A 25,819-nucleotide genomic window follows, 5' to 3' on the forward strand; every position below is an offset into this window, starting at 1 on the left:
CGATGGACGAGAACACGACATTCCAGGTCCTGGTCAACGACGAGGAGCAGTACTCGCTGTGGCCGGCGGACAAGGAGGTCCCGGCGGGCTGGCGTCCCGACGGCACGCGCGGAACCCGCGAGGAGTGCATGGCCCACGTCGACGAGGTGTGGACGGACATGCGCCCCCGCAGCCTCCGGGAGCGCATGGCCGCGGAGTGACGGTCCGGGTGCGGCCGGGGAAGCCCGGCCGCACCCGGCTCACGCGTCCAGGCCGAGGTGTTCGCGCAGGGTCGTCCCGGTGTACTCGGTGCGGAAGGAGCCGCGCTCCTGCAGCAGCGGCACCACCTGGTCGGCGAACGCGTCGAGGCCGCCCGGGGTGACGTGCGGGACCAGGATGAAGCCGTCGCTCGCGTCGGCCTGGACCAGGTCGTCGATCGCCGCCGCGACGGTCGTGGGCGAGCCGATGAACGTCTGCCGGCCGGTGACCTCGATGATCAGGTCGCGCGTGGACAGGTTCTTCGCCTCGGCGAGCTGCCGCCACTCGCGGGCGGTGGCCAGCGGGTCGCGGTACATCCGGACGCTGGCGCGGCCGGGCGCGATCGTCGACCCGTCGACCACGGGATCCGTCGACGGCAGCGGGCCGTCGGGGTCGTGGTCGGCGAGGTCGGTGTTCCAGACCTGCTCGAGGAACTTGATGGCGGTCTGCGCGCTGACCTGCTGCCGCCGCACGACGTGGGCGAGCTCGTGCGCGTCGGCGTCGGTGTCGCCGAGCACGAACGTCGCCGCGGGCAGGATCACCAGCTGCTCCGAGGTCCGGCCGTACTTGGCCAGGCGGCCCTTCACGTCCGAGTAGAACGCCTGCCCCGCTTCGAGGGTGCCGTAGCGGCTGAAGATCGCGTCGGCGGTGGCCGCGGCGAACTCGCGGCCCTCCTCGGAGTCGCCGGCCTGGATGATCACCGGACGGCCCTGCGGGCTGCGCGGCACCGGGAAGCGGCCCTCGATGTCGAAGTGCCGGTCGTGGTGGGCGAAGGCACCCGCGGCCGGGTCCGGCAGGAAGACGCCGGTCTCGGCGTCGGCGGTGATCTCGCCGCCGCGCCACGAGTCGAACAGCTCCCACGCGGTGCGCAGGAACGTCTCGGCGCGCTCGTACCGCTGGTCCTGCGGGAGGAACCCGCCGCGCCGGAAGTTCTCGCCGGTGAAGGCGTCCCACGACGTGACGACGTTCCACGCGGCGCGCCCCGCGGAGAGGTGGTCGAGGGAGGCGAACTGGCGGGCCACCTCGAACGGCTCGTTGAACGTCGAGTTGATCGTGCCGGCCAGGCCGAGCCGCTCGGTGACCGCCGCCAGCGCGGACAGGACGGTGAAGGTGTCCGGGCGGCCGACGACGTCGAGGTCGTAGATCTGCCCGCCCTGCTCGCGCAGCCGCAGGCCTTCGGCCAGGAAGAAGAAGTCGAACTTCGCGCGCTCGGCGGTCTGCGCGAGCTTGACGAAGGAGCTGAACTCGACGTGGCTGCCGGCTTCGGGGTCGCTCCACACGGTCGTGTTGTTGACGCCGGGGAAGTGCGCCGCGAGGTGGATCTGCTTGCGGGTCATTGCGCGGCCTCCTCAGACGGCGGCGTAGCGGTTGGCGGGGCGGGCGAGTCCGAGCAGCCCGCGCAGGGTGTCCGCTTCGTACTCGGTGCGGAAGGCGCCGCGGGACTGGAGCTCGGGAACGAGGCCGCGGGTGATCGCGGTCAGGTCGTGCGGCACGGCACCTGGCCGCAGCCGGAAGCCCGAGAGCCCGGCGCGCTGCCAGTCGAGCAGCAGGTCGGCGAGCCCGGCCGGGGTGCCGGTGAAGACGTGGGCGTCCGAGGTGTACTCCGCGCCGGCCAGTTCGTCGAGCCGCGCCTTGCGGTCCGCGGCGGCCTGCTCGGTCTCGCCGAGGAACACGACGACGTCACCGAAGACGTGCAGCGTGTCTTTGCCGCGTCCGGCTCGTTCCTGTTCGTCCCGGACGGCGGCGACGATCGTGGCGGCCTGCTCGCGGTCGAAGGGCGTCACGTAGACGACGTCGGCCGAGCGGGCGGCGAGCCGGTAGGGGACGGCGGCGTGCGCCAGCGCGGTGACCAGGGGCTGGCCCTGCGGCGGCCGCGGCGTGATCGACGGGCCCTTGACCGAGAACCAGCGCCCGCTGAAGTCGATGTAGTGCAGCTTCTCGCGGTCGACGAACCGGCCGGTGGCGACGTCGCGGATCTCGGCGTCGTCTTCCCAGCTGTCCCACAGCCGGCGCAGCACCTCGACGTAGTCCGCGGCCTCGTCGAACAGCTCGTTGAGCGGGCTGGGCCGATCCGACTCGGCGGCGTCCTCGAGCCGGAACTCGCCGAACTCACGGCGTCCGAAGTGCCGGTTGTCCTCGGCCCGGCCGGCGACCTGCACCCGCACACCGGCCCGGCCGGTGCTGACGTAGTCGAGGGTGGCGATGGCCTTCGACAGGTGGAAGGGCTCGGTGTGGGTGACGACGGCGGTCGGCACCAGCCCGATGCGCGAGGTCAGCGGCGCGACCCGGGCGGCGATCAGCACCGCGTCGAGCCGCCCCTGGACGATGTCGGTGCGCTCGCCCGGCCGGTCGAGCGGGTGCGCCGTCTGCAGGGCGAGGGAGTCTTCGATGGTGACGAAGTCCAGCTTGCCGGCTTCGGCCTCCTGGACGATGTCGGCCCAGTAGCCGGCGGTGAGCAGCTCCCGCGGCCGCGCGCCGGGCTCCCGCCAGGCGGCGGGGTGCCACCCGGCCCCGTCCAACGCGACGGCGATCCGTGGTCCGGTTCCTGAAGCCATCCCGGCGTCCCTCCTGTCGGCCTGTGCCCGCAGTGTGCGCCGGATTCCGCGACCCGGGCGGGAACGGCCAACTGCTGGGACGGCGGGGGGTGGCGGGAATAACCGCGCGGGTCGGTTACTCGACGGTGCGGGCGAGGATGCCGAGGGTGGCTCGCAAGGCGGCCTCCGGGATGATCGGGAAGTCGATCTTGTCCCGGTAACGCGGCTCGATCTCGCTCCAGTCGTAGTACGACGTCACGCGGGTTCCGGTGCCGTCGGGCTCGAGCCGGTAGCCGTACAGGTGGCGGATCGGTGGCTGGATCGTGCCCGAGATCGTCCATTCGAGCAGGCTGTCCTGCTCGTGCTTCGTGATGACGACCGTGACGTCGTACTTGCCCATCGGCAGGTCGTTGAGGGCCTCGCGGTCCATGTGCACGGTGAACTCGTCGCCCGCGCGCCGGACCGGTTCGCCGTCGGCGGACTGCAGCATTCCGGAACTGTCGATGGCCACGTGCCCGCGCGGGTCGCACAGCAGCGCGAACACCTTCTCCGGGGCGGCCGCGATGGTGCGGGTCACCTCGAACCGTTGCGTCGTCATGGTCGCGAGCCTGCCACAGTCCGCCGCCGTCAGCCGCCCGTCTGCCGTCGATAAACTGAACCGAGTATGATTCTGGACCGAGTCTGATATTATTGCCGGGTGGCAGGACTGCGGGAGCGCAAGAAAGAGCAGACGAAGCGCCGGATCGCCGCGGTGGCGGTGCGGTTGTTCGCCGAACGCGGTTTCGACGCGGTGACCGTCAACGAGATCGCCGAAGCCGCCGAGGTGGCGAAGGCGACCCTCTTCGCCTACTTCCCCGGCAAGGAGTCACTCGTGCTCCAGGGCGTGGGCGAGGACGACCTGGCCGGCGTCGTCGGACGGCGGCCGCCGGGGCAGTCACCCCTCGATGCCTTGCGGGCGCACTACAGTGCGTTCGCCACTGGTGAGCTGGGCGCGGTGGACCGCGACGAGATCGTCACGCGGATGCGCGTGATCTTCGACAGTCCCGCGCTCTCCGCCGCCGCCAACACCTTGCTCTACCGGCAGCGCCAGGATCTGGCTCGGGTGCTGGCCGAGGACTACGGGCAGCCGGCCGCCACCCTGATCGCGGCCCAGCTCGCCGCGACCGTGCTCACGCTGCAGGAGTCGTTCTTCCACCGCTTGGCCGGCGACGCGTCACCCGAGCAGGCGGCCCGATCCCTGGCCGAGGACACCGAGCTCGCGTTCGACCTGCTGGAACACGGCATCGACCACCGGAAAGGGCAGTAACGTGCGCGCACGCGGCATCAACTACGACACCGGATTCCTCCCCGGCGACGGCCTGTCCCGGAAGGTCTTCACTCCCGAGGCGGTCCGCCACGACATGGCGGTGATCGCCGGTGAGCTGCACTGCGACGCCGTGCGCGTCTCCGGCCGCGAGCCCGAACGGCTCGAGGTCGCCGCCGGGCTCGCCGCCGATGCCGGCCTCGAGGTCTGGTTCGCCCCGTTCCCCGTCGACCTCCCCGCCGACCGGCTGCTCCCGTTCTTCGCCGGCTGCGCCCGGCGAGCCGAAGCCGTCCGGCGGACGGGCGCCGAGGTGGTGTTCGTCGCGGGCTGCGAGATCAGCGCCTTCTGTCCGGGGTTCATCCCCGGTGACACCTACAGTGCGCGCCTGCAAGCCATGGCCACCGCCGACCTGGCCTGGTGGACCTCCCTCGGCCCGGTGCTGCGGCGGCTCGACGACTTCCTCGCCGAAGTCGCCGCGACCGTCCGCGCGCACTTCGCCGGGCAGGTCACCTACGCCGCCGCCCCGTGGGAGTCCGTCGACTGGGCCCCCTTCGACATCGTCGGCGTCGACGCTTACCGCGCCGCCTACAACGCCGGTACCTTCCGGGACGAGCTGCGCCGGCACTTCGCCCACGGCAAGCCGGTCGCGGTGGTCGAGTACGGAACCTGCGCCTACCGTGGCGCCGGCGAGCGCGGCGGCATGGCCTGGCAGGTGCCGGCCGGCGCGATCCCGGACGAGGACGAGCAGGTGCGCTACCTCACCGAACTGCTCGACGTCTTCGAGGAAGAAGGCGTCGACACGGCACTCTGGTTCACTTTCGCCGCCTTCAACCGGCTCGCGGACCAGGACCTCGGTTCGTACGGGGTGGTCCGGATGCTCGACCGGACCGGCTGGGAACCGAAGAAGGCGTTCCACGCCATGGCGGCCCGGTACCGGCGCGGCTGACCGTCAGCGGTACAGGTCCTGGTGCGTGGCCCGGAGCTGGTACTTGAGCACCTTCCCGCCGACGGTTTCGGGCAGGGCGTCGGCGAGCACGATCGCCTTCGGGGTTTCGTAGCCCGCCAGGCGTTCACGGCAGTACGCGATCAGGTCGTCCGCCACCGGGTCGCTGCCCGGGCGCGGGACGACGACGGCCGTGACCGCTTCGCCCCAGCGTTCGTGCGGCAGGCCGATCACCGCCGCGCGCAGGACGGCGGGGTGCTCGTGCAGCACCGCTTCCACGCGCATGCTCGAGACGTTCTCACCGCCGGTCTTCACGATGTCCTTGTAGCGGTCCACCATCACGCGCAGGCCGTGCTCGTCCACCACCGCCGAGTCGCCGGAGTGGAACCAGCCGCCGCGGAACGCTTCCCGGGTCGCGGCGGGGTCGCGGTAGTAGCCCGCGGTCATCACCGGCGACCGGTAGACGGCCTCGCCGGGGGTGCCGCGGACCGGCTCGCCCCGTTCGTCGACGACGTCGGAGGCCAGCAGCCCGCTCGGCACGCCGACGTAGTTCATCGCGGGTGCCGTGCGGGCGTGCACCTCGGGCCACGCGCTCGGCCAGAACCGGTGGCAGGCGATGGCTTCCGTCTGCCCGAAGATCCCGATCGCGACGAACCCCGGCGCCGTCCGGGCTTCGAGGCGGTGCAGGAGCGTGGGGGAGAGGGCACCCCAGCCGTAGACGAGCGCCGTCAGCGAGGTCAGGTCCAAAGTGGAGTCGGCGTCGATCGCGTCGGCCAGCGCGGCGACGAACTGGGGTGAGCCCGCCCAGACGGCGGTGGCTCGCGACCGTGCCAGCGACTCCGCGACCGGACCGGGCACCGGACGGCGGCCGAGGATCAGCGTGCCGCCGGCGAAGAACGTCGAGTACGTGAACAGCGCGTCGCCGACGTGGTAGATCATCGGCAGGAACGTGCAGACGCGCAGGTCGGTCTCGTGCCGCAGGCCACGCGTGAGCGACAGGGCGAAGTTCAGCCCGGCGAGGTGCGCGTAGCTGTGCGAGAGCATCACGCCCTTCGGCAGCGCGGTGGTGCCGGAGGTGAACAGCAGCTGGAAGATGTCGTCGCCGTGGATCTCGACGTCGGGCTCGGTGTCCGGGTGCCCGTCGAGGAAGGCGCCGAACGCCGGGCTGCCGGCGACCGGGCCGCCGCCGACCGTGATGGTGGCGCCGACCCGCACGCCCGGGACGCCCTCCAGGCGCGGCCAGAGTTCCGCGTCGACGACCGCCAGCCGGGGTTCGGTCCGCCGCACGAGGTGCGCGAGGACGTCCGGGGCGAGACCGGGGTTCAGCGGGACGGCGACCATGCCCGCCTTGGCGATCCCGATCTTGGCCAGGAACGCCTCGACGGTGTTCTCGCAGAACAGCAGCACGCGGTCGCCGGGCACGAGACCCGCGGCGGCGAGCGCGTGCGCGAGCCGGTTGGCGGCCTGGTCGGCCTGCCGGTAGGTCACGGAGGCGAAGCGCTCTTCGCCGCAGACGCCCTCGATCGCGACCTGGTCCGGGCGGCTCCAGGTGAGCCGTTCGAAGACGTCGCCGATCGACGTGCGTTCCCAGCGGTGCACCGCGCGACGGCCGCGCAGCGTCTCGACGTCGATGGCCGCCTGCGTGGCGCTCTCACTGGTCGTGGTCATGCTGAGGCTCCTTCGCCGTCGCTGCCGCCGACCAGCATGCCGTGACCGCGGTCACCGAAGCAAGAAGAAAGTTATTCGCCATTCACTGAGAGGGCGTGACGCCGAGGCACGCGTGCGCCATCTCGTCCAGCAGTTCCGCGAGCCGCTCCGGGGCGAGGCCGCTGCGGAAGAACAGCGTCGACTGCACCGCGCCGATCGCCGCGTGCACGGCCAGGCGCAGCTCGCCGTCGGCGAGCTCGGGGCGCAGCGGGGCGAGCACGTGGACCCAGTCCTCGAGGTAGTGCCGCTGCAGCCGGCGCAGCCGCCGCCGGTCCTCCTCGGGCAGGTTGTGGATCTCGCGGTGGTAGACCGCGAGCACGGTCCGGTCCTCGATGGCGACCCGGACGTGGTCCCTGATCAGGCCGGTCAGCGCGATCCGGTCGGCGGGCGCGTCGGCGAGGATGGCCGCGGCGCCGTCCTGCAGGCGGGCCATCACGCGGTCGAGCAGCGCGACGAGGATCGCGTCCTTGTTCTCGAAGTGCCGGTAGACGCCGGAACCGACGATGCCCGCCTCCGCGCCGATGTCGGCCATGCCGATCGCGTGGAAGCCGCGCCGGGCGGTGAGCTCGGCGGCCGCGGTCAGGATCCGCTCCCGCCGGTCGGGGTCGCGCCGCCGTCGGGTGGCCGGGGAAGTGCTCGTCATCTTGTCATCATCGCAGCCGGGCGCTACGGTGCGCTATAAGTGAATGAGAAATCACTAAGGAGCGTCGGCGTGGACGTGCTCGACAGCGATGAGGCCCGGGATCTCCGGGCCGCGGTGGGCGCCATCGCCGCTCCGTTCGGCGGCCGCTACTACGTCGAGCACGCCCGTGCGGGCCGCGAGTGCACCGAGCTGTGGCACGCGCTCGGCGACGCGGGGTTCATCGGCGTCAACATCCCCGAGGAGTACGGCGGGGGCGGCCGCGGCCTGGCCGAGCTGACCATCGTGATCGAGGAGAGCGCCGCGAAGGGCGCCCCGATGCTGCTCCTGCTCGTCACCGAAGCCATCTCCGCCGAGGTGATCACCGAGTTCGGCACGCCGGAGCAGCGCAAGGAGTGGCTGCCCGGCCTGGCGAGCGGCCGGCGGAAGGTCGTCTTCGCCATCACCGAGCCGGACGCCGGGTCCAACACCCACAAGCTGGCCACCACCGCCCGCCGCGACGGCGACGAGTGGGTGGTCGACGGCGAGAAGTACTACATCTCCGGCGTCGACACCGCCGACGCGCTGCTGCTGGTCGCCCGCACCGGCCGCGATCCCGACGGGACCGCGCGGTTGTCGCTGTTCCTGGTCCCGGTCGACGCGCCCGGCCTCGTCACGACGCCGCTGCCGGTCGACGTCATGCTGCCGGAGAAGCAGTTCACCCTGCGCTTCGACGGCGTCCGGCTGCCCGCGACGGCGCTCGTCGGCGAGGAGGGCGCGGGGTTCCGGCAGGTGTTCCACGGCCTCAACCCCGAGCGCATCACCGGCGCCGCCCTCTGCGTCGGCATCGCGCGCTACGCCTTGGACGTCGCGAGCCGCTACGCGCGGGACCGCACCGTCTGGGACCGGCCGATCGGCGCCCACCAGGGCGTCGCGCACACGCTCGCCAAGGCCAAGATCGAAACCGAGCTGGCCGCGCTGATGACCCACCGGGCGGCCGCGCTGCACGACCGCGGGCTGCCCGCGGGCGAGGCGGCGAACATGGCCAAGTACGCCGCCGCGGAGGCCGCGCTGGCCGCCGTCGACGCCGCGATCCAGACCCACGGCGGCAACGGCGTCTCGGCGGACTTCGGGCTGCTGCCGTACTGGGGGCTGGCCCGGCTGCTGCGGATCGCCCCGGTGAACCGCGAAATGATCCTCAACTTCGTCGCGCAGCACAGCCTCGGGCTGCCCCGGTCCTATTAGGAGGACTGATGACGGACCACAACCTCGTCCACCGGGTCAACGTCGGCGACGCGCTCACCCGCGTCGCGTTCGCCCGTCCGGACGCCCTCGCCGTGGTCGACGGCGAGCGCCGCTGGACCTACGGCGAGTTCGACGCGTGGGTCAACCGGCTCGCGAACGGCCTGACCGCCCGCGGCTACACGACCGGTGACGTCCTCGCGCTGGCCTCGGCCAACAGCGCGGAGTTCCTCGCCGTCTACTACGCCTGCGCGAAGCTCGGGCTCGTCTGCGTGCCGATCAACCTCGGCTGGCGAGCGGGCGAAGTCGCTTACGTGCTCGGGCATTCGCGGGCACGCGGCATCGTCGTGGAACGTCAGCTCTTCGCGGGCATCGCCCCCGCGGTGCCCGAGGGAGCCGACGTGTTCCTCGCGCCCGGCACCGGCGGAGAAGCCACCGGCCTGGATCTCGACGACGTGCTCTCGGACGACACGACGTCGCCCGAGGTGGTCGTCGAGGACCGCGCTCCACTGTCCTATCTGTACACCTCGGGCACCACGGCGTCGCCGAAGGGCGTGGTCGGCACGCACCTGGCGATCCACCTGGAGTCGATGTCGGCCGCGCTGGACTCCGGCTGGTCCGCCGCCGACCGGTTCATCGCGATGATGCCGATGTTCCACACCGCGCAGCTCAACGCCTTCTGCACCCCCGCGATCGTCGTCGGCGCCGCGATCTTCGTCCACCGCGGCTTCGACCCGGACCGGTTCCTCGCCACGATCGAACGCGAGCGGATCACCCAGGTCTTCGGCCTGCCGATGATGTACCGCGCGGCTTTGGACCACCCGTCGTTCGGCTCCCGGGACCTGTCTTCGCTGCGCCGCGCGGTCTACGCGATGGCCCCGATGCCGGAAGCACAGATCAAGGCGTGCCTCGACGGCTTCCGCTGCGACTTCGCGCTCCTGTTCGGGCAGACCGAGATGAGCCCGATCACGACGCTGTTCCGGCCCGAGCACCAGCTCTCGCACGTCGGCGCGGTCGGCACGCCGCTCACCGGTGTCCAGGTCGGGATCATGGACCCGGACGGGACCCTTTTGCCCCGCGGCGAACAGGGCGAGATCGTCTACCGGGCGCCGTCGGCGATGCAGGAGTACCTGCACAACCCCGAGGCGACGGCGGAAGCGTTCCGGCACGGCTGGTTCCACTCCGGCGACGTCGGGCGGTTCGGCCCGGACGGCGTGCTGTGGTTCGCCGACCGCTTCAAGGACGTCATCAAGACCGGCGGCGAGAACGTCGCCTCGATCGAGGTGGAGCGGGCCGTCTACGACACCGAGCCGGACGTCGCCGAGGTCGTGGTGGTCGGGCTGCCGCACGAACGGTGGACCGAGGCGATCACCGCGGTCGTCGTGCCGAAACCGGGGACGTCGATCGACGCCGACGACCTGCGGCGGCGGCTGAAGGACCGCCTGGACGGTTACAAGGTCCCGAAAGCCGTGATCGTCACCGACGAGCTGCCGCGCACCTCGACCGGGAAGATCCAGAAGAACGTGGTCCGGGAGACGCACGCCGGACACTACGGGGGAACCGCATGACCCTGCTCAAATCCCTGCTCGACGTCTCGGCCGAGAGCTACGCGACCAACCGCAAGGCCCAGCTGGAGGCGCTGGCGAAGCTGGAAGAGCAGCTGGAGCTGGCCGTCGCCGGCGGTGGTGAACGGTACGTGCAGCGCCACCGCGACCGGGGCAAGCTCCCGGTCCGCGAACGCCTCGAACTGCTGCTCGACCCGGACAGCCCGTTCCTGGAGCTGTCCGCGCTCGCCGCGTGGGGAACCGACTTCACGGTCGGCGCGTCGGTGCTCACCGGCATCGGCGTGGTGTCCGATGTGGAGTGTGTGGTCATCGGGCACGACCCGACCGTCCGCGGCGGGGCGATGAACCCGTACTCGCTGCGCAAGACGTTGCGGGCACTGGAGATCGCGCGCGTCAACCGGCTGCCGGTGATCAACCTCGTCGAGTCCGGCGGCGCCGACCTGCCCACCCAGGCCGACCTGTTCGTGCCCGCCGGCCGGATCTTCCACGAGCTGACCGGGCTGTCCGCACTCGGCATCCCGACCCTGGCCATCGTGTTCGGCAACTCCACCGCGGGCGGCGCGTACGTGCCCGGCATGTGCGACTACGCGGTGCTCGTCGACCGCCAGGCCAAGGTGTTCCTCGGCGGCCCGCCGCTGGTCAAGATGGCCACGGGGGAGGAGGCCGACGACGAGTCGCTCGGCGGCGCGGACATGCACTCCCGCGTCTCCGGCCTGTCCGACTACTTCGCGGTGGACGAGCGCGACGCCATCCGGCTGGGCCGGCGGGTCGTCTCCCGGATCAACTGGCGCAAGCTCGGCCCGGCCCCGAGCCGGCGCCCCGAGCCGCCGCGCTACGACCCCGAGGAGATCCTCGGCATCGTGCCGCCGGACACCAAGGTGCCCTTCGACCCGAGCGAGATCCTCGCCCGCACCGTCGACGGCTCCGACTTCGACGAGTACAAGCCGCTCTACGGCACCTCGCTGGTGACCGGCTGGGCGAGCGTCCACGGCTATCCGGTCGGCGTGCTCGCCAACCACCGCGGCGTGCTCTTCAGCGAGGAAGCCAAGAAGGCCAGCGAGTTCATCCTGCTGGCCAACCAGACCGACGTCCCGCTGGTGTTCCTGCAGAACACCACGGGCTACATGGTCGGCACGCGGTACGAGCAGGGCGGCATCATCAAGGACGGCGCCAAGATGATCAACGCCGTCACCAACAGCACGGTGCCGCACCTGACGGTCAACATGGCTTCGTCGTTCGGCGCCGGCAACTACGGCATGTCCGGCCGGGCCTACGACCCGCGGCTGATGTTCGCCTGGCCGGGCGCGAAGCTCGCGGTGATGGGCGCACCCCAGCTCGCCGGCGTCATGTCGATCGTCGGGCGCGCCTCCGCGGCCTCGCAGGGCCGGGAGTTCGACGAAGGCGCCGACCGCGAGCGCACGGCCGCGATCGAGAGCCAGATCGAAGCCGAGTCGCACGCCTTCGCCGTCACCGCGAGGCTTTACGACGACGGCATCGTCGACCCCCGCGACACCCGCGACGTGCTCGGGATGTCGCTGTCCGCCGTCCACTCCAACCGCGTCGAGGGCCGGCGCGGCTTCGGCGTCTTCCGGATGTGAGGCCGATGATCACGAAACTGCTGGTCGCGAACCGCGGGGAGATCGCCGTCCGGATCATGCGCACCGCGCACGACCTCGGCATCTCGACCGTCGCGGTCTACTCCGACCCGGACGCGGGCGCGCCCTTCGCCCGGCTGGCCGACGAGGCCGTCCGGCTGCCCGGCACCGCGCCCGCCGACACCTACCTGCGCGGCGACCTCGTCATCGCCGCGGCCCGGGCCACCGGCGCCGACGCGATCCACCCCGGTTACGGCTTCCTGTCGGAGAACGCCGGCTTCGCCCGCGACTGCGCCGGCGCCGGGCTCACGTTCGTCGGCCCGTCGCCCGAAGCCATCGCCTCGATGGGGTCGAAGATCGAAGCCAAGGCCCTGATGGACGCGGCCGGCGTCCCGGTCCTGCCGGGAGCGACCGTCACCGACGACACCGACCTCGCCGCCGTGGCCGCCGAAATCGGGTTCCCGGTGCTGGTCAAGGCCGCATTCGGCGGTGGCGGCCGGGGCATGCGCGTGGTCCACGACGCGGCCGGGCTCGCCGACGCCGTGGCCGGCGCCCGCCGCGAAGCCGCGTCCGCGTTCGGCGACGGGACGGTGTTCCTCGAACGGTTCGTCGTCGACCCGCGGCACGTCGAGGTCCAGATCCTCGGGGACGCCCGCGGCGAGGTGGTGCACCTGTTCGAGCGCGAGTGCTCGATCCAGCGGCGCTACCAGAAGATCGTCGAGGAGTGCCCGTCCCCGGCGGTCGACGACGCCCTGCGCGCCGAGCTCGGCGCCGCGGCCGTCGCCGCCGGGAAGGCCATCGGCTACACCGGCGCCGGCACGGTCGAGTTCTTGCTGGACCACGACGGCCGGTTCTTCTTCCTGGAGGTCAACACGCGGCTGCAGGTCGAGCACCCGGTGACCGAGCTGGTCACCGGCCTGGACCTGGTCGAGCTGCAGCTGCGGGTCGCGGAAGGGGAGCCGCTGCCGCCTTCGGTGACCGGGGCCCGGATCGACGGGCACGCGATCGAGGTCCGGCTCTACGCCGAGGACGTCCCGGCCGGGTTCCTGCCCGCCACCGGGACACTGCACCGCTTCCGCGTCCCGCCGCTGCGTGGCGTGCGCGTCGACTCCGGAGTCGCCGACGGTTCCGTCGTCGGCCCCCACTACGACCCGATGCTGGCCAAGGTGATCGCCCACGGCCGCACCCGCCGCGAGGCCGCCCGCACGCTGGCCCGCGCGCTGCGCACCGCCGAGCTCCACGGCGTGACGACGAACCGCGACCTGCTCGCCGGCATCCTGGGGGAGGCCGAGTTCCTGGCCGGCCGCACGGACACCGGCTACCTGACCCGCCACGATCCGGCCGCGCTCGGCGCGTCCGACAGCGGCGCCCGGCAGGCGGCCGCGGCCGCGTTGGCCGCGCAGGCCCGCAACCGGCTCGCCGCGCGGGTGGTGCCCGAGATGCCGTCCGGGTGGCGCAACGTCGGCCGCGCACCCCAGCGGATCTCGTACACGGCCGGTCCGGAAACCCTGGAGGTCGCGTACTCGCTGCGGCGGCGGGGTTTGGACGTCACCGTGAACGGCGAGCCGCTCGGTGGTGCGGTGCGGCTGCTGTCCGCGTCACCTTCGCTGGTGGAGCTGGAGATCGACGGCGTCCACCGCACCTACGCCGTGCACACCGAAGCCGGAGTGTCCTATGTGGATGGTGCGGACGGGTCGGCGGCCCTGACCGAGGTGCCGCGCTTCGCCGACCCGGACGCCGCCACGGCCGCGGGGTCGTTGCTCGCCGCCATGCCCGGCGCCGTCGTGCGCGTGCTGGCGGGTGCGGGCGATGCCGTGACCGCGGGGCAGCCGCTGGTCGTCCTGGAGGCGATGAAGATGGAGCACACCGTCACCGCGCCGGCCGACGGCGTCCTGTCCGACCTGCGGGTGAGCCAGGGCGACCAGGTCGACACCGGGCAGCTGCTGGCGGTGGTGTCGTGAGCGTCTCCTACGAGGTCCGCGCCGGCGTCGCGTGGCTGACCATCGATCGCGCCGAAGCACGCAACGCACTGTCCAAAGAGGTCCGTGACGGCCTGTGGGAGGGGACCCGGCGGTTCGTCGCCGACGACTCCGCCGCCGTGCTCGTGCTGACCGGGGCCGGCGACCAGGCGTTCTGCGCCGGCGGCGACCTCAAGGAGATGGCCGAGACGGCCCTCGAAGTTCCGCCGCCGGACTTCCTGCCGCAGTTCGGCCGGAACATCGACGTGCCCAAGCCGACGATCGCCGCCGTCAACGGCATCGCCTACGCGGGCGGGTTCCTGCTGGCCCAGCAGTGCGACCTCGTCGTCGCGGCTTCCCACGCGCGCTTCGCGGTGACCGAAGTGAAGGTGGGCCGCGGCGCGCCGTGGGCGGCGCCGCTGTCCTGGCTCGTCCCGCCGCGGGTGGCCATGGAGATCCTGCTCACCGGCGACCCGCTCGACGCGCACCGGGCCCGCGAGGCCGGGCTCGTCAACCACGTCGTCCCGCTGAATGAGCTGCGGTCGCACACACAGGAACTTGCCGAACGGATCGCCGCCAACGCACCGCTGTCGGTGCACGCGGCCAAGCGCACCGCCTACCTGTCCCGCCCGGACGCCTACGAGCGGGCCGAGGAGATCTGGGCCCCGGTGTACCGCTCGCGCGACGCGCAGGAAGGCCCGGCGGCGTTCCGCGAGAAGCGCACCCCGGTGTGGGAAGGACGCTGACATGCCGGTCTCCCTGGACGCGCTGCTCGACGACCTGCTGGCGGAAACCGCCGACGTCGAAGCGATGCTCGCCCCGCTCGACGACGAGGGCATCGCCCGGCCCACCCCCGCGGCCGGCTGGGACGTCCGCGACCAGGTCACGCACCTCGCGTTCTTCGACGAGTCCGCGACCCAGGCGGCCGTCGACCCCGACGGCTTCCGACAAGCGGCGGCGGCCCTGATGGCCGGCGGCATGGACTTCCCCGACCGCGTCGCGGCGCGGTACGCGGGGCTGACCGCGGCCGAAGCCCGGACGTGGTTCACGCGTGCGCGGTCGGCGTTCGTGACGGCGTTCCGCGGGCGCGACCCACGAGCCCGGCTGCCCTGGTACGGGCCCGACATGAGCGTGGCGTCGTCGGTCACCGCGCGGATCATGGAGACCTGGGCGCACGGCCAGGACATCGCCGACACCCTCGGCGTGACGCGCGTGCCGACCGACCGGCTCCGGCACATCGCGCACCTGGGTGTGTCCACGACGGCGTTCAGCTTCGGGCTGCACGACCGCCCGGCGCCGTCGGTGCCGATCCGGGTGGAGCTGCGGGCGCCCTCGGGTGCCCGGTGGGAGTGGGGCGACGCGGCCGCGACCGACCGCGTCGAAGGCCCCGCGCTCGACTTCTGCCTCACGGTCACCCAGCGCCGGCTCGCCGAGAACACCGATCTGCTCGTGTCCGGACCCGTCGCGCGGGAGTGGATCGGCCTCGCCCAGGCATTCGCCGGCGCACCCGGCCGGGGACGCGCATGAGCCGCCCGGTCCGGATCGCGAACTGCTCCGGCTTCTACGGCGACCGCCTCGCGGCCGCGCGGGAGATGGTCGAGGGCGGCCCGATCGACGTCCTCACCGGCGACTACCTCGCCGAGCTGACGATGCTGATCCTCTGGAAGGCGCGCCGGAAGGATCCCGGCGCCGGCTACGCGAAGACGTTCCTCACCCAGCTCGAGCAGGTGCTGGGCACCTGCCTGGACCGCGGCGTCCGGATCGTGTCCAACGCCGGCGGGCTGAACCCGCCGGGACTGGCCGCCGAGATCGCCGCGCTCGCCGGACGGCTGGGCCTGCACCCGAAGATCGCGTACGTGGACGGCGACGACCTCGTCGACCGGCTCGACGAGCTGCAGGCGGCCGGACACGACCTGGCCCACCTCGACACCGGGCGCAAGCTGGCCGAAGCCGGGGTGACGCCGGTGACGGCCAACGCCTACCTCGGCGGCCGGGGCATCGCCGAAGCACTGGGCGCCGGGGCCGACATCGTCGTCACGGGCCGCGTCACCGACGCGTCCCTGGTGGTGGGCCCCGCGGCGTGGTGGCACGGCTGGGCGCCGGCCGACTTCGACGCGATCGCGGGCGCGATGGCCGCGGGACACGTGATCGAGTGCGGCCCGCAGGCCACCGGCGGCAACTACGCGTTCTTCGAAGAGGTCACCGACCGCCGCTACCCGGGCTTCCCGATCGCCGAGGTCGAGGCGGACGGTTCGAGCGTCATCACCAAGCACGACAACACCGGTGGGCTGGTCTCGGTGGGCACGGTCACCGCGCAGCTGCTGTACGAGATCGCCGAACCGGCCTACGCCGGACCGGACGCGGTGGCCCACTTCGACAGCGTGCGGCTCGAGCAGGCGGGCCCCGACCGCGTGCGGATCAGCGGCACGCGGGGGAGCGCGCCGGGCGACCGGCTGAAGGTGGCGTTGAACCACGACGGCGGCTACCGCAACACGATGACCCTGGTGCTCACCGGCGGCCGCATCGAGGAGAAGGCCGAGTGGGCCGAGCGGCAGCTGTTCGAGCTGCTGGGCGGGAAGGAGCAGTACGCCGAGGTCGACGTGACGCTGCTGCGTTTCGACCACCCGGACGCGGCGGTGAACGCCGAAGCCACCGCGCACCTGCGGATCACGGTCAAGGACCCGGACCGGGCCAAGGTCGGCCGCCGCTTCTCGAACACGACGATGGAGCTGGCACTCGGCGGCTACCCGGGCTTCCACACGACGACCCCACCGGCCGCGGAGAGCGGGTTCGGCGTGTACTGGCCGGCCTTGGTGCCGGCGGCCGAGGTCCGGCACCGCGTCACCCTGCCCGACGGCACCCGGCGCGTGATCCCGCATCCCGCGCCCGGGCTGTCTCTGTCGTCGGCGCATGCTGCTCCCGAATCGCGCGTCTTCCCGGGCCCCGTCCATCGCGTGCCCTTGGGCGAGGTGGCGGGCGCCCGCTCCGGCGACAAGGGCGGCAACGCCAACATCGGCCTCTGGACCCGGACCGACGAGGAGTACACCTGGCTCCGGCAGTACCTCGACGAAGACCGGCTCCGGTCCCTGCTCCCCGAAGCGGCCGGCCTCGAAGTACGGCGCTTCGAGCTGCCGAACCTGCGCGCGCTCAACTTCGTCGTGGTCGGGCTGCTCGGCGAGGGCGTCGCCGCGTCGGTGCGTCCCGACCCGCAAGCGAAGGGTCTCGGCGAGTACTTGCGCAGCCGCATCGTCGACGTGCCGGAGGTGCTCCCGCCTCGATAGACCCTCGCCGTACCGACCGGATGGTATGTTCACCGCGTGATCGAAGCGGCGCGCCGGACCTGGCGGTTTCTCGAGCCCTACCACGGAATGATCTACTTCGCCCCGGAAGCGACTGCGGCTTACGCGGAGCTCGGTCTCACCGGCCGGGCCGGCTATTTCGCGTCGAGGTCGGCGGCGCTGGGCGCGGTCCCGGCGCCGGTCGTCGTCGCGACCTTCTTCAACTTCAACCCGGCCCTCGTCGAGGCGTCGATCACCACCGCGTGGTCGACCACCGACCCGGCCGCCGTCCTCGCCGCGCGCTACGCCGCGGCCGACCGGACCTTGCGCGCCATCCTGGGCGACGCGATCACGTCACCCGAGATGGCCCGGGCCGCCGCACTCCTGCGTGAGGCCGCCGAGACGATCGCCGGCGACGTCACCGGCCGCCCGCTCTTCGCCGCCCACGCGGCCCTGCCGTGGCCCACCGAGCCCCATCTGGTGCTGTGGCACGCACAGACCCTGCTTCGCGAGTACCGCGGCGACGCCCACATCGCCGCGCTGCTGACGGCCGGCTTGCGGGGGATCGAGGCGCTCGTCACGCATGCGGCGTCCGGCGCCGTCCCCGCCGAGACCCTGCGCACCTCCCGGGCGTGGTCCGAGGACGAGTGGAACCAGGCTGTCGCCGGCCTCCGCGAGCGAGACTGGCTCACCGACGACGCGGCGCCGACGTTCACCCCCACGGGCGCGGCCCGCCGGGCGGAAATCGAGAAGGTGACTGACGAGAACAGCGTGACGCCCTACGCTCACATCGGCGAGCCCGCCTGCGCGGAACTGCAGGCGCTGGTGCGCCCGTACAGCAAGGCGCTCGCCGAGGAGCTGATGCCCTGGGCGGTCGCGAGGCAGTAGTGGGGGAGGACGACCGATGAGTCCCGAGCTGAGCGCGGAACGCTGCCGGCAGGCACTCCAGGACCACACTCGGCAGCTGGCGGCGTCCGCCGGCGCGGCGGGCCCGGACGCCGCGGTGCCGACCTGCCCGGACTGGACGGTGCGCAGCCTGGTCGAGCACGTCGGCCAGACCCTGAACTGGGTGTCCGAGATCATCGAGCGCCGCATCACCGACCCGGCCGAGCTGCCCACCGAGGTGGCCGAGCTGCCGGCGGACCCCGAGACCTGGCCGGAGTGGCTGTCCGACGCGGCAGCCCGAGCGGCCGCGGCCTGTTCCGACACGGCACTGACGGCGGCGGTGTTCAACGCCGCGGGCGACGACCGGACGGGCGCACAGTTCTGGCTCCACAGTTTGCTCAACGAGGCGGTGATCCACGGCTTCGACGCGGCGGCGGCCGCCGGGCGCGACCACGCCCTGGACGCGGACATCGCCGCGGCGCTGATCACCAACCACCTGGCCATGCTGACATCACCGACGTGGACGGCCCGCCGCCCCGAGGCGGCGGCCGCGCTGCGCGGAACGGGCGAGACGCTGCACTGGCAGGCCACGGACAAGCCCAGCGTCGGCGACTGGCACATCAAGCGCCACGCCGACGGCGCGCGCCGCGAGTCGGGCGGAGGTGGGGCAAATGTGACGGTGCGGGGTCCGGCGAAGTCGCTGTTGCTGGTCCTGACCCGCCGGAGCCCCCTGACCGCGATCACCATGGACGGTGACGCCGAGCTGGCCCGGCATTGGGTAGAGAACACGGCCCACGTGGCGGGCTAGACACGGCCCCCTGAAACAACTTGCGCCGCCCGGCGCTCGGGCGCGCGTGCTTGGCCGGGGGCGGTTCTGCTGCAGTCGGCGAGAACGAGCGGTCGGTCCTGAGGGTAGCCGGGGGTGCGGGTGCCGCCGCCCCTCAACCGACTCGCGGCGCGCGGCACCGGGCGCGCTCACTCGGCCAGGGTTTCTGCTGCCGTCGGCGGGCATCGAGCGGTCGATCCCGCGGGTCGCCGGGGAGTCGGTGCCGCCGCCCCTCAACCGACTTGCGATTCGTGGCTCCGGGCGCACCGCTCGAGTGTGCCAGCTCTGCCAGAGGCATTTCTTCCGCCGCTGGGGACCGAGCGGTCGGTCCCCGGGTCGATGGGGAGCCATACCGGCGCGCGGCACTGGGCGCACTGCTCAGGCGCGTCTGAGCGGCGAGGGGCGTTTCTACCGCTGTCGGCGAGACCGAGCGGCCAGTCCCGCGGGTCGTCGGGAGGAAGCCGCCCCTCAAGCGACGCGCGGCACCGCTCGGGGCGCCCGCTCGGCCAGGCGCGTTCCCGCCGCCCACGAGCACCAAGCGGTCAATCCCGCTGTCCCCGAGCCTGGTCCAATACCGCCCGCGGGTCCCCAGGCGAGGTCTCCCCGCGCCAAGCGACATACCCATCGGGCCGCACCAAAACATACCGCGCGGCGTAAAGCCCACGCAGATCCGGCCGGTTGAGCCGATACCGCCGCAACGGCACCCCCGCCACCACCGCGGCGGCTTCCCACTCCGGAGCAGGCTGCGCCGCGATCTCCAACAGCGTGAACCCAGGACCAAGCTCATCCTGCAACGACCGAGTCCGATCCAGCCACTGATGCGGCAGCCGGTTACCCGGCGCACCGGACGGCCGGTACTCCGTCCCGGTCGACGCCGGTGCCGGGCCGTCGTCCGGAACCACCAGTGGGGAGTCCGGGTACGCCGTGCCGAGCACGAAGCCGAGTGTGTACATCTCCGCCGTCTTGGCCTGGCGGATCAGCTCCGCCGTCTTCGCGCGCAGGGCTTGCCCGTCCGGTCCGTCGTCGTCCAGGCCCGGGACGGCGAGTTCGCCCGTCAACACCCGCATGTTGCGCTCGGCCTCGGCGATGGCGCGCCGCGCGATCGGACGGCGTTCGGTCTCGTACGAGTCGAGCAGGCCGTCGCCGGCCCAGCCTCGGACCGCGGCCGTGAGCTTCCAGCCGAGGTCGGCGGCGTCGCCGATGCCCGTGTTGGCACCGAACCCACCCCACGGCGGGTTCTGGTGGGCGGCGTCGCCGGCCAGGAAGCAGCGGCCGTCCCGGTAGCGGTCGGCCACCAGCATCCGGGCCGTCCAGGGATCGGTCGCGGTGACGGTGATGGGCTCCTCGGCGCCGATCATGCGGTGGACGGCTCGTTCGTACCACGCGGCGTCGGCGTCTTCGGGCGCGTTGATGATGATGGCCCACCACAGGTCTTCGGTGTCCAGCGTGCCCATCAGGCCGTTGACGTCCGGGTTGACCACCCAGTACTGCACCGCGCGGCCCAGCCGGTGGCGGGCGGACAGCCCCGGCGCGTCGAAGATCACCTGCACGTTCCGGATCTCGTGGCTCCGCCCGGTGAGCGGGATCCCGCACGCCCGCCGGACCGCGCTGCGGGCGCCGTCGGCTCCGACCAGGTATTTGCCCCGCACCACGCGCTCCCGGCCCGCGTCGTCCGTCGCGGTGGCGGTGACGCCGTCGGCGTCCTGGGCAACGCCGGTCAACGTCCAGCCCCAGCGCGCGCTGACCGTCTCCCGCCCGGCGAGCGTGGTGCGCAACGCCTCCTCGACGTGGTTCTGCGCGCACCACAACGCGGGTTCGGCCAGCTCCGGGCGCTGGACGTCGCTGAGGGCGAAGACGCCGTCGAAACGTTCCAACCCGTGCCCGGTGAGCGACGTGCAGAAGACCGCCGAGTCGGACCAGCCGAAGGGCAGCCGCGCGGTGGCGCGCACGGCATCGGCGATGCCCAGGCGCCGGAAGATCTCCATCGAACGGGGGTTCATCTGCTTGCACCGCGGGGAAGCGAGGCTCGGCTCCGGCCGCGGTTCGAGCACGACGCAGCCGATCCCGCGGCTGCCGAGCTCGTGGGCGAGGGTCAGCCCGACCGGGCCGCCCCCGGCGATGACGACCTCCGTGGTCTCAGTGCTGTTCGTCATGGCGAAGCTCCCCAGGTCTGATCGTCTGTCCGCAGACTACGAGGCCGGGGCGCGGAACACGTAATCGCCGGAACCGACCCGGAACGCGGCGTACCCGTCGCGCACGCCCTCGAACCGGGCACCCGGGGGAGCCTGGACCGACCGGGCGTCCCGCGCCGGGACGAAGATCTCGGCCGTCGCCCCGGCCGGGACGCCGGCCCGCAGGGTGAACCGGCCGTGGTCACGGGTCCAGGCCGAGCTCACCCGGCCGAACGGCGAGTCGACGTGCGCGGACGCGTTCGTCAGATCACCGACCGGATACGGCTGGATCTTGACCGCCGCGTAGCCGGGCGCGGCCGGCTGGATCCCGGCGACGCGCTGGTACAGCCAGTCGTCGACGGTGCCGAGGAACGCGTGGTCGTGCGACCGCGACGTGGCCGGCCACTCCTCCCACATCGTCGTGGCCCCGAGCCCCTGGAACCAGTAGCCCCAGCCGGGATAGGTCGGGTTGGTCGCCACCTGGTACGCGAGATCGCCGTAGCCGGCGTCGGTGAGCGCCGGGAGGATGAGCTTCGTGCCCAGCGCACCGGTGTTCAGGTGGACTCCGCGCGCCTTGATGTCCTGGACGAGATTGGCCACGACGGCCGGGCGATCCGCCGCGGGCACGATGTCGAGGCTCAGCGGCAGCAGGTTGGACGTCTGGCGGTACCCGGCCGCGCGGTCGTCGTAGTAGGCGCCGGCCGCCTTGTCGAAGAACGTCGCGTTGAGCGCGTTCGCGATCGTGCCCGCCAGGGTGTCGAAGTGCTTCGCATCGGCGTCGTGGCCGAGTGCACGCGCGATCCGCGCCATGGTGCCGGCGGTCTTGTTGAGATAAGCGGTCCCGGAAAGCCGCGTGCCCTCGGGCGGGTTCGCGGCGCCCGGCGCGAGCCAGTCACCGTAGCTGAAGCCCGTGTAGATGTTGCCGGTCTTGGCGATGTCGCGTTCGTAGAAGCCGAGCCACGCCTTCATCGCGTCGTAGTTCTCCGCGAGCGCGCGCGTGTCGCCGTAGTACCAGTACAGGTCCCAGGTGATCAGGACGAAGCTCGCCGACCACACCGGGTCGGTGACCTTCTTGCCGCCCACCGTCGCGGGCACGGTCTGGCCGACCGAGCCGTCCGGGTTCTGGTCGTCCCGGTGGTCGCGCATCCAGTTCGCGTAGAAGTCCTGCATGTCGAAGTGGGCGATCGCGGCGTCGGCGGACAGGTGCGCGTCCGCGGTGTAGGGCCGCTTCTCGTACATCGGGGTGTCGGTCGGGACGGAGTGCAGGTTGTTCAGGATCGTGTTCGCTTCGGCGTCGTCGTACCGGTTGAGCAGCCCGCTGGAACTGGTGAAGCCCCCGGTGCTCGCGACCGCCGTGTGGACGCGCTGCGCGTCGGCCGAGTCGACGGTGACGCCGGCCGGCGCGGTGACCTGGAAGTAGCGGAAGCCCGCGTAGCTGTAGCTCGGCTGGAAGCTCTCGGGCCCGCCGCCCTTGAGGACGTAGGTGTAGGACTGCAGCTGCATGCCGAAGCCGCCGATGTTGTCGACAGTGCCGTCCGGGCGCAGCTTTTCGCCGTAGGTGATCTTCACTTCGGCACCGGCGGGCCCGTGCAGGGCGACCCGGGCCCAGCCCGCCGTCGTCGTGCCTACGTCGTAGACGTGCACGCCCTCGCTCGGCGTCGTGACGGCGGCGATCGGCAGGTGATCGGTCACCTTGACGGGCGGGAACGACGCGGCGCGCAGCGTCCCCGCGGGGGCGGCCACCGGCAGTGCGGGCCGCCAGCTCGTGTCGTCGAACCCGGTGCGGTTCCAGCCGGGCTGTTCCAGGCGCGCGTCGTAGGTCTCGCCGAACCAGAGCGACTCCGAGCGCGTGGGCCCGTCGGCGGTCTTCCAGGTGCGGTCGCTGGTCACCCGCTGGGTGCTGCCGTCCTGGTAGGTGACGTCGAGCTCGAGCTTCAGCTTGGGCTCGCTGTGCCACGGGGAAGCCAGCCACTCGTCGGGGTTCGTCATCGCGTAGTACCCGCGTCCCAGGCTGACGCCGACCGCGTTGCCGCCCGCTCGCAGGGCATCGGTGACGTCGTAGGTCGCGTAGAGGTCGGTCTTGTCGTAGACGGTGAACGCCGGGTCGAGCTCGTGGTCGCCGATCCGGGCGCCGTTGAGGTAGAGCTTGTAGTAGCCGAGACCGGCGATGTAGGCCCGCGCGGACCTGATCGGCTTGGTCAGGGAGAAGTCCTTGCGCAGCAACGGTTCCGCTGGCGGCTGCGTGGTGACGGAGCTGCCCCACGGGCCGGCGCCGTACGCGGCGGCCACCAGCGCCTGCGGCCAGGCGGAGTCGTCGAAGTCCGGCTGCTGCCAGCCGGTCGCGGTGGCGTCGGCGGATTTCCAGGCGCCGTCGGTGACGACGTCCACGGGCGCTTGGCTTTCCACCCGGAGCTTGGCCAGGAACCCGGCCGGGCCGGGCAGGGCGTTGGCCGCCTCGGCCGCGATCACGTTGCGGCCGGGACGCAGGGCGGCCGCGATGTCGACGACGGTCGCCGTCCGCCAGGAGTCGGCGACGCGGGGCGAGGCGGCGAACTGCTGTCCGTTGACGTAGACGGTGAAGCTGTCGTCGGCCGTGAGCTCGAGCTGTGCCGCGGTGATCGGGCCCGCGGGCAGGTCGAACGCGCGCCGGAAGTAGCGCGTCCCGGCCGGCGCGGAGTCGGCCGGGGCACCCTCGGGGAACCAGATCCAGCTCGCGCCGTCGAACGAGGGCGGGGCCGCGGTCGTGTGCGAGCCGATCCAGTCGCCCCGGAACTCGGCGGGGTCCGGGAACGCCGTCTCGAACCACGCCGGCTCGCTCCACCGCGACGCGTGCCGGGCGGCGTCCCAGACCTGGACGCGCCAGAAGTACCGGGTGCGCGCTCGCAGGGCCGGTCCGCCGTAGGCGACGTCGAAGGACTGTGCCGACCGGACTTCGCCGCTGTCCCAGACGTCCGCCCGCCCGCCGGGCTGGGTCGACACGACGATCCGATACGCCGACTGACGAACGGCGCGCGTGTCCAGGGTCCAGCCGAACCGCGGCCGCGTGACGTCGACGCCGAGCGGGTCGACCTGGTGCTCGACCTCCAGCCCACCGACCTGGACCCCGCCGGGGTCCGCCGCGGCGGGTGCCACCGTCAGGGCCAGAAAGGTCACCAGTGCCAGGGAAACCCTCATCAGGCGCGAAAGCATCGCGGTCCCTCTCTGCGGTGAAAGGTGGCGGCCGAGCAAAATTGAATCGTTTCAATCAAGCGACTGGAGTCATCGTAGGCCGAAGTTCTTCACGCTGACAAGACACGGCGGCCGGAGCCGCCGTCGATCAGGTCGGCCGAGACGGTCCAGAGGCGTTCGGCGAGCGCGGGGTCCAGCGCCCATTCCTTGACGCCGTGGGGGTGGTCGGCGAGGGCGGCGTCGTCGGGGACGGGGTACGCCTCCTGGGCGTCGTCGAGGTAGTGGCCGCCGGTGCGGGCGAACTCGGGCCTGACCGCGGCGACAATCGTCGTCGCCGCCCCCTGTGCGACGGTCTTGTAGCTGAAGATTCCCGCGGCTTCGGCTGCCGCCAGCGACTCTTTCTGGGCGTCGGTGAAGTCGCGCTGCAGGCCGGTCGCGACTCCGCCGGGGTTCACGGCGTTCGCGAAGATGCCGTCGCCCGCCCAGCGTCGCGTCGCTTCGACCGCGAAGAGCGAGTTCGCCGTTTTCGAGCGGGCGTAAGCGATCTGGGGGTCGTAGGGCCGGCGCGTGAAGTGGAGGTCGTCGAAGTCGACGCCGGCGCGCATGTGCGCGGTCGAGCTGAGCGAGACGATCCTCGCTTCGCCCCGTTGCGCCGCGCCGTCCGCGAGCGCGTCGTGCAGGCCGGTGGCGAGGGCGAAGTGGCCGAGGTGGTTGGTCGCGAACTGCAGCTCCCACCCCTCCGGCGTGCGGGCCAGGCCACCGGTGACGATGCCCGCGTTCGCGACCAGCAGGTGCAGGGGTCCCCGCCAAGCGCCGGTGAACCGCCGGACGGACGCCTGGTCGGCGAGGTCGAGCCGGGCGACCCGCGAGTTTTCACCGGGGGTGACGGCGGCCGGGTTCCGGACGGCGAGCGTCACTTCGGCTCCGGCCGCGGCCAGCACGCGGGCCGTTTCGGCGCCGAGGCCGGACGACGCGCCGGTGACGATCGCGCGGACGCCGGCCAGGTCGACGCCGGCCAGGACCTCGGCCGCGGTGCTGCCGGCGGTGAACGGGGTGGTGATCAGTGCTCGGGAGGACATGCCATCGACTATACGAACTAGACAGAACTTGTAAAGTACGTCTTACTCTCGTAGGGTCGTCGGATGGCTTCCGAATCGGGCGACGGCAGCGGCCGTCGTGACGCGGTGCTCGACTCGGCGTTGCTGACGTTCGCCCGGCACGGCTACCGCAAGACCTCGATGGACGAAGTGGCGCGCGCGGCCCGGATCTCGCGGCCGGGCCTGTACTTCCTGTTCGCCTCCAAGGAAACGCTGTTCCGCGCCGCGGTCACCCGGGCGCTGGAGGAGGACCTCGCCGCGGCCGGGCGCATCCTCGCCGACCCCGGCAAGCCGTTGCGGGAGCGGCTCGCCGGCGCGTTCGACCGGTGGGCCGGCCGGTACGCCGGGCCGTTCGGCCGGGACGTGACCGGGGTGATCGAGCAGAACCCGGACCTGCTCGGCGAGATCGTCGAGACGGCTCCGGCCCGCTTCGAGGAGCTCGTGACGGACGCGATCGCCGAGGAGTCCGGGCGGTCCGCGGCGGTCCGCGTCGCGCAGACGTTGATCAGCGCGTCGATCGGGCTGAAGCACCAGGTCGAGACCCGCGAGGCCTACCTGAGCCGGTTCACCGCGGCGGTCGAGCTGCTGGTGCCCTGACGGCGCTCGCTCCCGTCAAAGGTAGGAACTCTGAGTGGTTTCAGGTCGCGGAATGCTCCGTTGAACGCTGGGTCGGGCTATATTCATCAGATGT

General features: G+C 72.2%; 21 protein-coding genes. 13 read left to right on the top strand and 8 right to left on the bottom strand.

Annotated elements, in window-relative coordinates:
* The first annotated feature begins 2 nt into the window (after positions 1-2).
* Positions 3-200, top strand: coding sequence for an MbtH family protein (locus ACZ7OU_RS24645; protein ID WP_470237737.1), 198 nt, complete (start codon positions 3-5; stop codon positions 198-200).
* 39 nt (positions 201-239) lie between these two features.
* Here the strand turns inward: ACZ7OU_RS24645 and ACZ7OU_RS24650 are convergent, their stop codons facing one another.
* From ACZ7OU_RS24650 to ACZ7OU_RS24660, 3 genes are all read right to left on the bottom strand, one after another.
* The gene (locus tag ACZ7OU_RS24650) at positions 240-1,574 is read right to left on the bottom strand and encodes an NtaA/DmoA family FMN-dependent monooxygenase (RefSeq protein ID WP_470256868.1); all 1,335 of its coding nucleotides are present in this window, start codon (positions 1,572-1,574) and stop codon (positions 240-242) included.
* Positions 1,575-1,586: 12 nt separating this feature from the next.
* Positions 1,587-2,792, bottom strand: a complete 1,206-nt coding sequence (locus ACZ7OU_RS24655; RefSeq protein WP_470256869.1) for an LLM class flavin-dependent oxidoreductase — start codon at positions 2,790-2,792, stop codon at positions 1,587-1,589.
* 115 nt (positions 2,793-2,907) lie between these two features.
* Positions 2,908-3,369 (bottom strand): SRPBCC family protein, encoded by a 462-nt coding sequence (locus ACZ7OU_RS24660; protein WP_470237734.1) that lies wholly within the window; start codon positions 3,367-3,369, stop codon positions 2,908-2,910.
* Positions 3,370-3,468: 99 nt separating this feature from the next.
* On the opposite strand from ACZ7OU_RS24660, the gene ACZ7OU_RS24665 reads away from it, so the two are divergent.
* Together ACZ7OU_RS24665 and ACZ7OU_RS24670 are read left to right on the top strand one after the other, a co-directional pair.
* Positions 3,469-4,077: a TetR family transcriptional regulator gene (locus ACZ7OU_RS24665; protein ID WP_470256870.1), complete on the top strand. Its 609-nt coding sequence runs from the start codon at positions 3,469-3,471 to the stop codon at positions 4,075-4,077.
* A 1-nt stretch (position 4,078) separates the two neighbouring features.
* A complete protein-coding gene (locus ACZ7OU_RS24670) occupies positions 4,079-5,020 on the top strand; it encodes a hypothetical protein (protein WP_470237732.1) in 942 nt (313 codons plus the stop codon).
* Positions 5,021-5,023: 3 nt separating this feature from the next.
* Here ACZ7OU_RS24670 and ACZ7OU_RS24675 read toward each other — a convergent pair whose 3' ends face one another.
* Positions 5,024-6,685, bottom strand: a complete 1,662-nt coding sequence (locus tag ACZ7OU_RS24675) for an AMP-binding protein (RefSeq protein ID WP_470237731.1) — start codon at positions 6,683-6,685, stop codon at positions 5,024-5,026.
* A gap of 82 nt (positions 6,686-6,767) precedes the next feature.
* The gene (locus tag ACZ7OU_RS24680) at positions 6,768-7,367 is read right to left on the bottom strand and encodes a TetR/AcrR family transcriptional regulator (protein ID WP_470237730.1); all 600 of its coding nucleotides are present in this window, start codon (positions 7,365-7,367) and stop codon (positions 6,768-6,770) included.
* Positions 7,368-7,436: 69 nt separating this feature from the next.
* Here ACZ7OU_RS24680 and ACZ7OU_RS24685 point away from each other — a divergent pair, with 69 nt between their 5' ends.
* From ACZ7OU_RS24685 to ACZ7OU_RS24725, 9 genes are read left to right on the top strand one after another with little or no spacing between them, the layout of a single operon-like run.
* Positions 7,437-8,588 carry an acyl-CoA dehydrogenase family protein gene (locus ACZ7OU_RS24685; protein WP_470256871.1) on the top strand — a complete coding sequence of 384 codons (1,152 nt, stop codon included), beginning with the start codon at positions 7,437-7,439 and terminating at the stop codon, positions 8,586-8,588.
* 8 nt (positions 8,589-8,596) lie between these two features.
* Positions 8,597-10,153 carry an AMP-binding protein gene (locus ACZ7OU_RS24690; RefSeq protein ID WP_470256872.1) on the top strand — a complete coding sequence of 519 codons (1,557 nt, stop codon included), beginning with the start codon at positions 8,597-8,599 and terminating at the stop codon, positions 10,151-10,153.
* Positions 10,150-11,748, top strand: coding sequence for an acyl-CoA carboxylase subunit beta (locus tag ACZ7OU_RS24695; protein WP_470256873.1), 1,599 nt, complete (start codon positions 10,150-10,152; stop codon positions 11,746-11,748). The genes ACZ7OU_RS24690 and ACZ7OU_RS24695 overlap by 4 nt, the downstream gene beginning before the upstream one ends.
* Positions 11,749-11,753: 5 nt before the next feature.
* Positions 11,754-13,706 (top strand): acetyl/propionyl/methylcrotonyl-CoA carboxylase subunit alpha, encoded by a 1,953-nt coding sequence (locus tag ACZ7OU_RS24700; RefSeq protein WP_470256874.1) that lies wholly within the window; start codon positions 11,754-11,756, stop codon positions 13,704-13,706.
* Positions 13,703-14,449 carry an enoyl-CoA hydratase/isomerase family protein gene (locus ACZ7OU_RS24705; protein ID WP_470256875.1) on the top strand — a complete coding sequence of 249 codons (747 nt, stop codon included), beginning with the start codon at positions 13,703-13,705 and terminating at the stop codon, positions 14,447-14,449. The genes ACZ7OU_RS24700 and ACZ7OU_RS24705 overlap by 4 nt, the downstream gene beginning before the upstream one ends.
* A 1-nt stretch (position 14,450) precedes the next feature.
* Positions 14,451-15,230: a TIGR03084 family metal-binding protein gene (locus tag ACZ7OU_RS24710; protein ID WP_470256876.1), complete on the top strand. Its 780-nt coding sequence runs from the start codon at positions 14,451-14,453 to the stop codon at positions 15,228-15,230.
* Positions 15,227-16,984: an acyclic terpene utilization AtuA family protein gene (locus tag ACZ7OU_RS24715; protein WP_470256877.1), complete on the top strand. Its 1,758-nt coding sequence runs from the start codon at positions 15,227-15,229 to the stop codon at positions 16,982-16,984. Before ACZ7OU_RS24710 ends, ACZ7OU_RS24715 begins: the two co-directional genes overlap by 4 nt.
* Before the next feature lie 36 nt (positions 16,985-17,020).
* Positions 17,021-17,869, top strand: a complete 849-nt coding sequence (locus ACZ7OU_RS24720; RefSeq protein WP_470256878.1) for an SCO6745 family protein — start codon at positions 17,021-17,023, stop codon at positions 17,867-17,869.
* A gap of 16 nt (positions 17,870-17,885) precedes the next feature.
* Positions 17,886-18,674 carry a maleylpyruvate isomerase family mycothiol-dependent enzyme gene (locus tag ACZ7OU_RS24725; RefSeq protein ID WP_470256879.1) on the top strand — a complete coding sequence of 263 codons (789 nt, stop codon included), beginning with the start codon at positions 17,886-17,888 and terminating at the stop codon, positions 18,672-18,674.
* A gap of 560 nt (positions 18,675-19,234) precedes the next feature.
* Here the strand turns inward: ACZ7OU_RS24725 and ACZ7OU_RS24730 are convergent.
* The 3 genes from ACZ7OU_RS24730 to ACZ7OU_RS24740 form a co-directional block, all read right to left on the bottom strand.
* Positions 19,235-20,845, bottom strand: a complete 1,611-nt coding sequence (locus ACZ7OU_RS24730) for an FAD-dependent monooxygenase (protein ID WP_470256880.1) — start codon at positions 20,843-20,845, stop codon at positions 19,235-19,237.
* Between the two features lie 36 nt (positions 20,846-20,881).
* Entirely contained in the window at positions 20,882-24,016 is a 3,135-nt protein-coding gene (locus tag ACZ7OU_RS24735) for a family 78 glycoside hydrolase catalytic domain (protein ID WP_470256881.1), read from the bottom strand.
* 125 nt (positions 24,017-24,141) lie between these two features.
* Positions 24,142-25,110 carry an SDR family NAD(P)-dependent oxidoreductase gene (locus tag ACZ7OU_RS24740; protein ID WP_470237718.1) on the bottom strand — a complete coding sequence of 323 codons (969 nt, stop codon included), beginning with the start codon at positions 25,108-25,110 and terminating at the stop codon, positions 24,142-24,144.
* A gap of 63 nt (positions 25,111-25,173) precedes the next feature.
* Between ACZ7OU_RS24740 and ACZ7OU_RS24745 the strand changes: the two genes are divergently transcribed.
* Positions 25,174-25,725, top strand: a complete 552-nt coding sequence (locus ACZ7OU_RS24745) for a TetR/AcrR family transcriptional regulator (protein ID WP_470237717.1) — start codon at positions 25,174-25,176, stop codon at positions 25,723-25,725.
* The last annotated feature ends 94 nt before the right edge of the window (positions 25,726-25,819 follow it).

This window comes from Amycolatopsis sp. NPDC114505, from assembly GCF_055633615.1.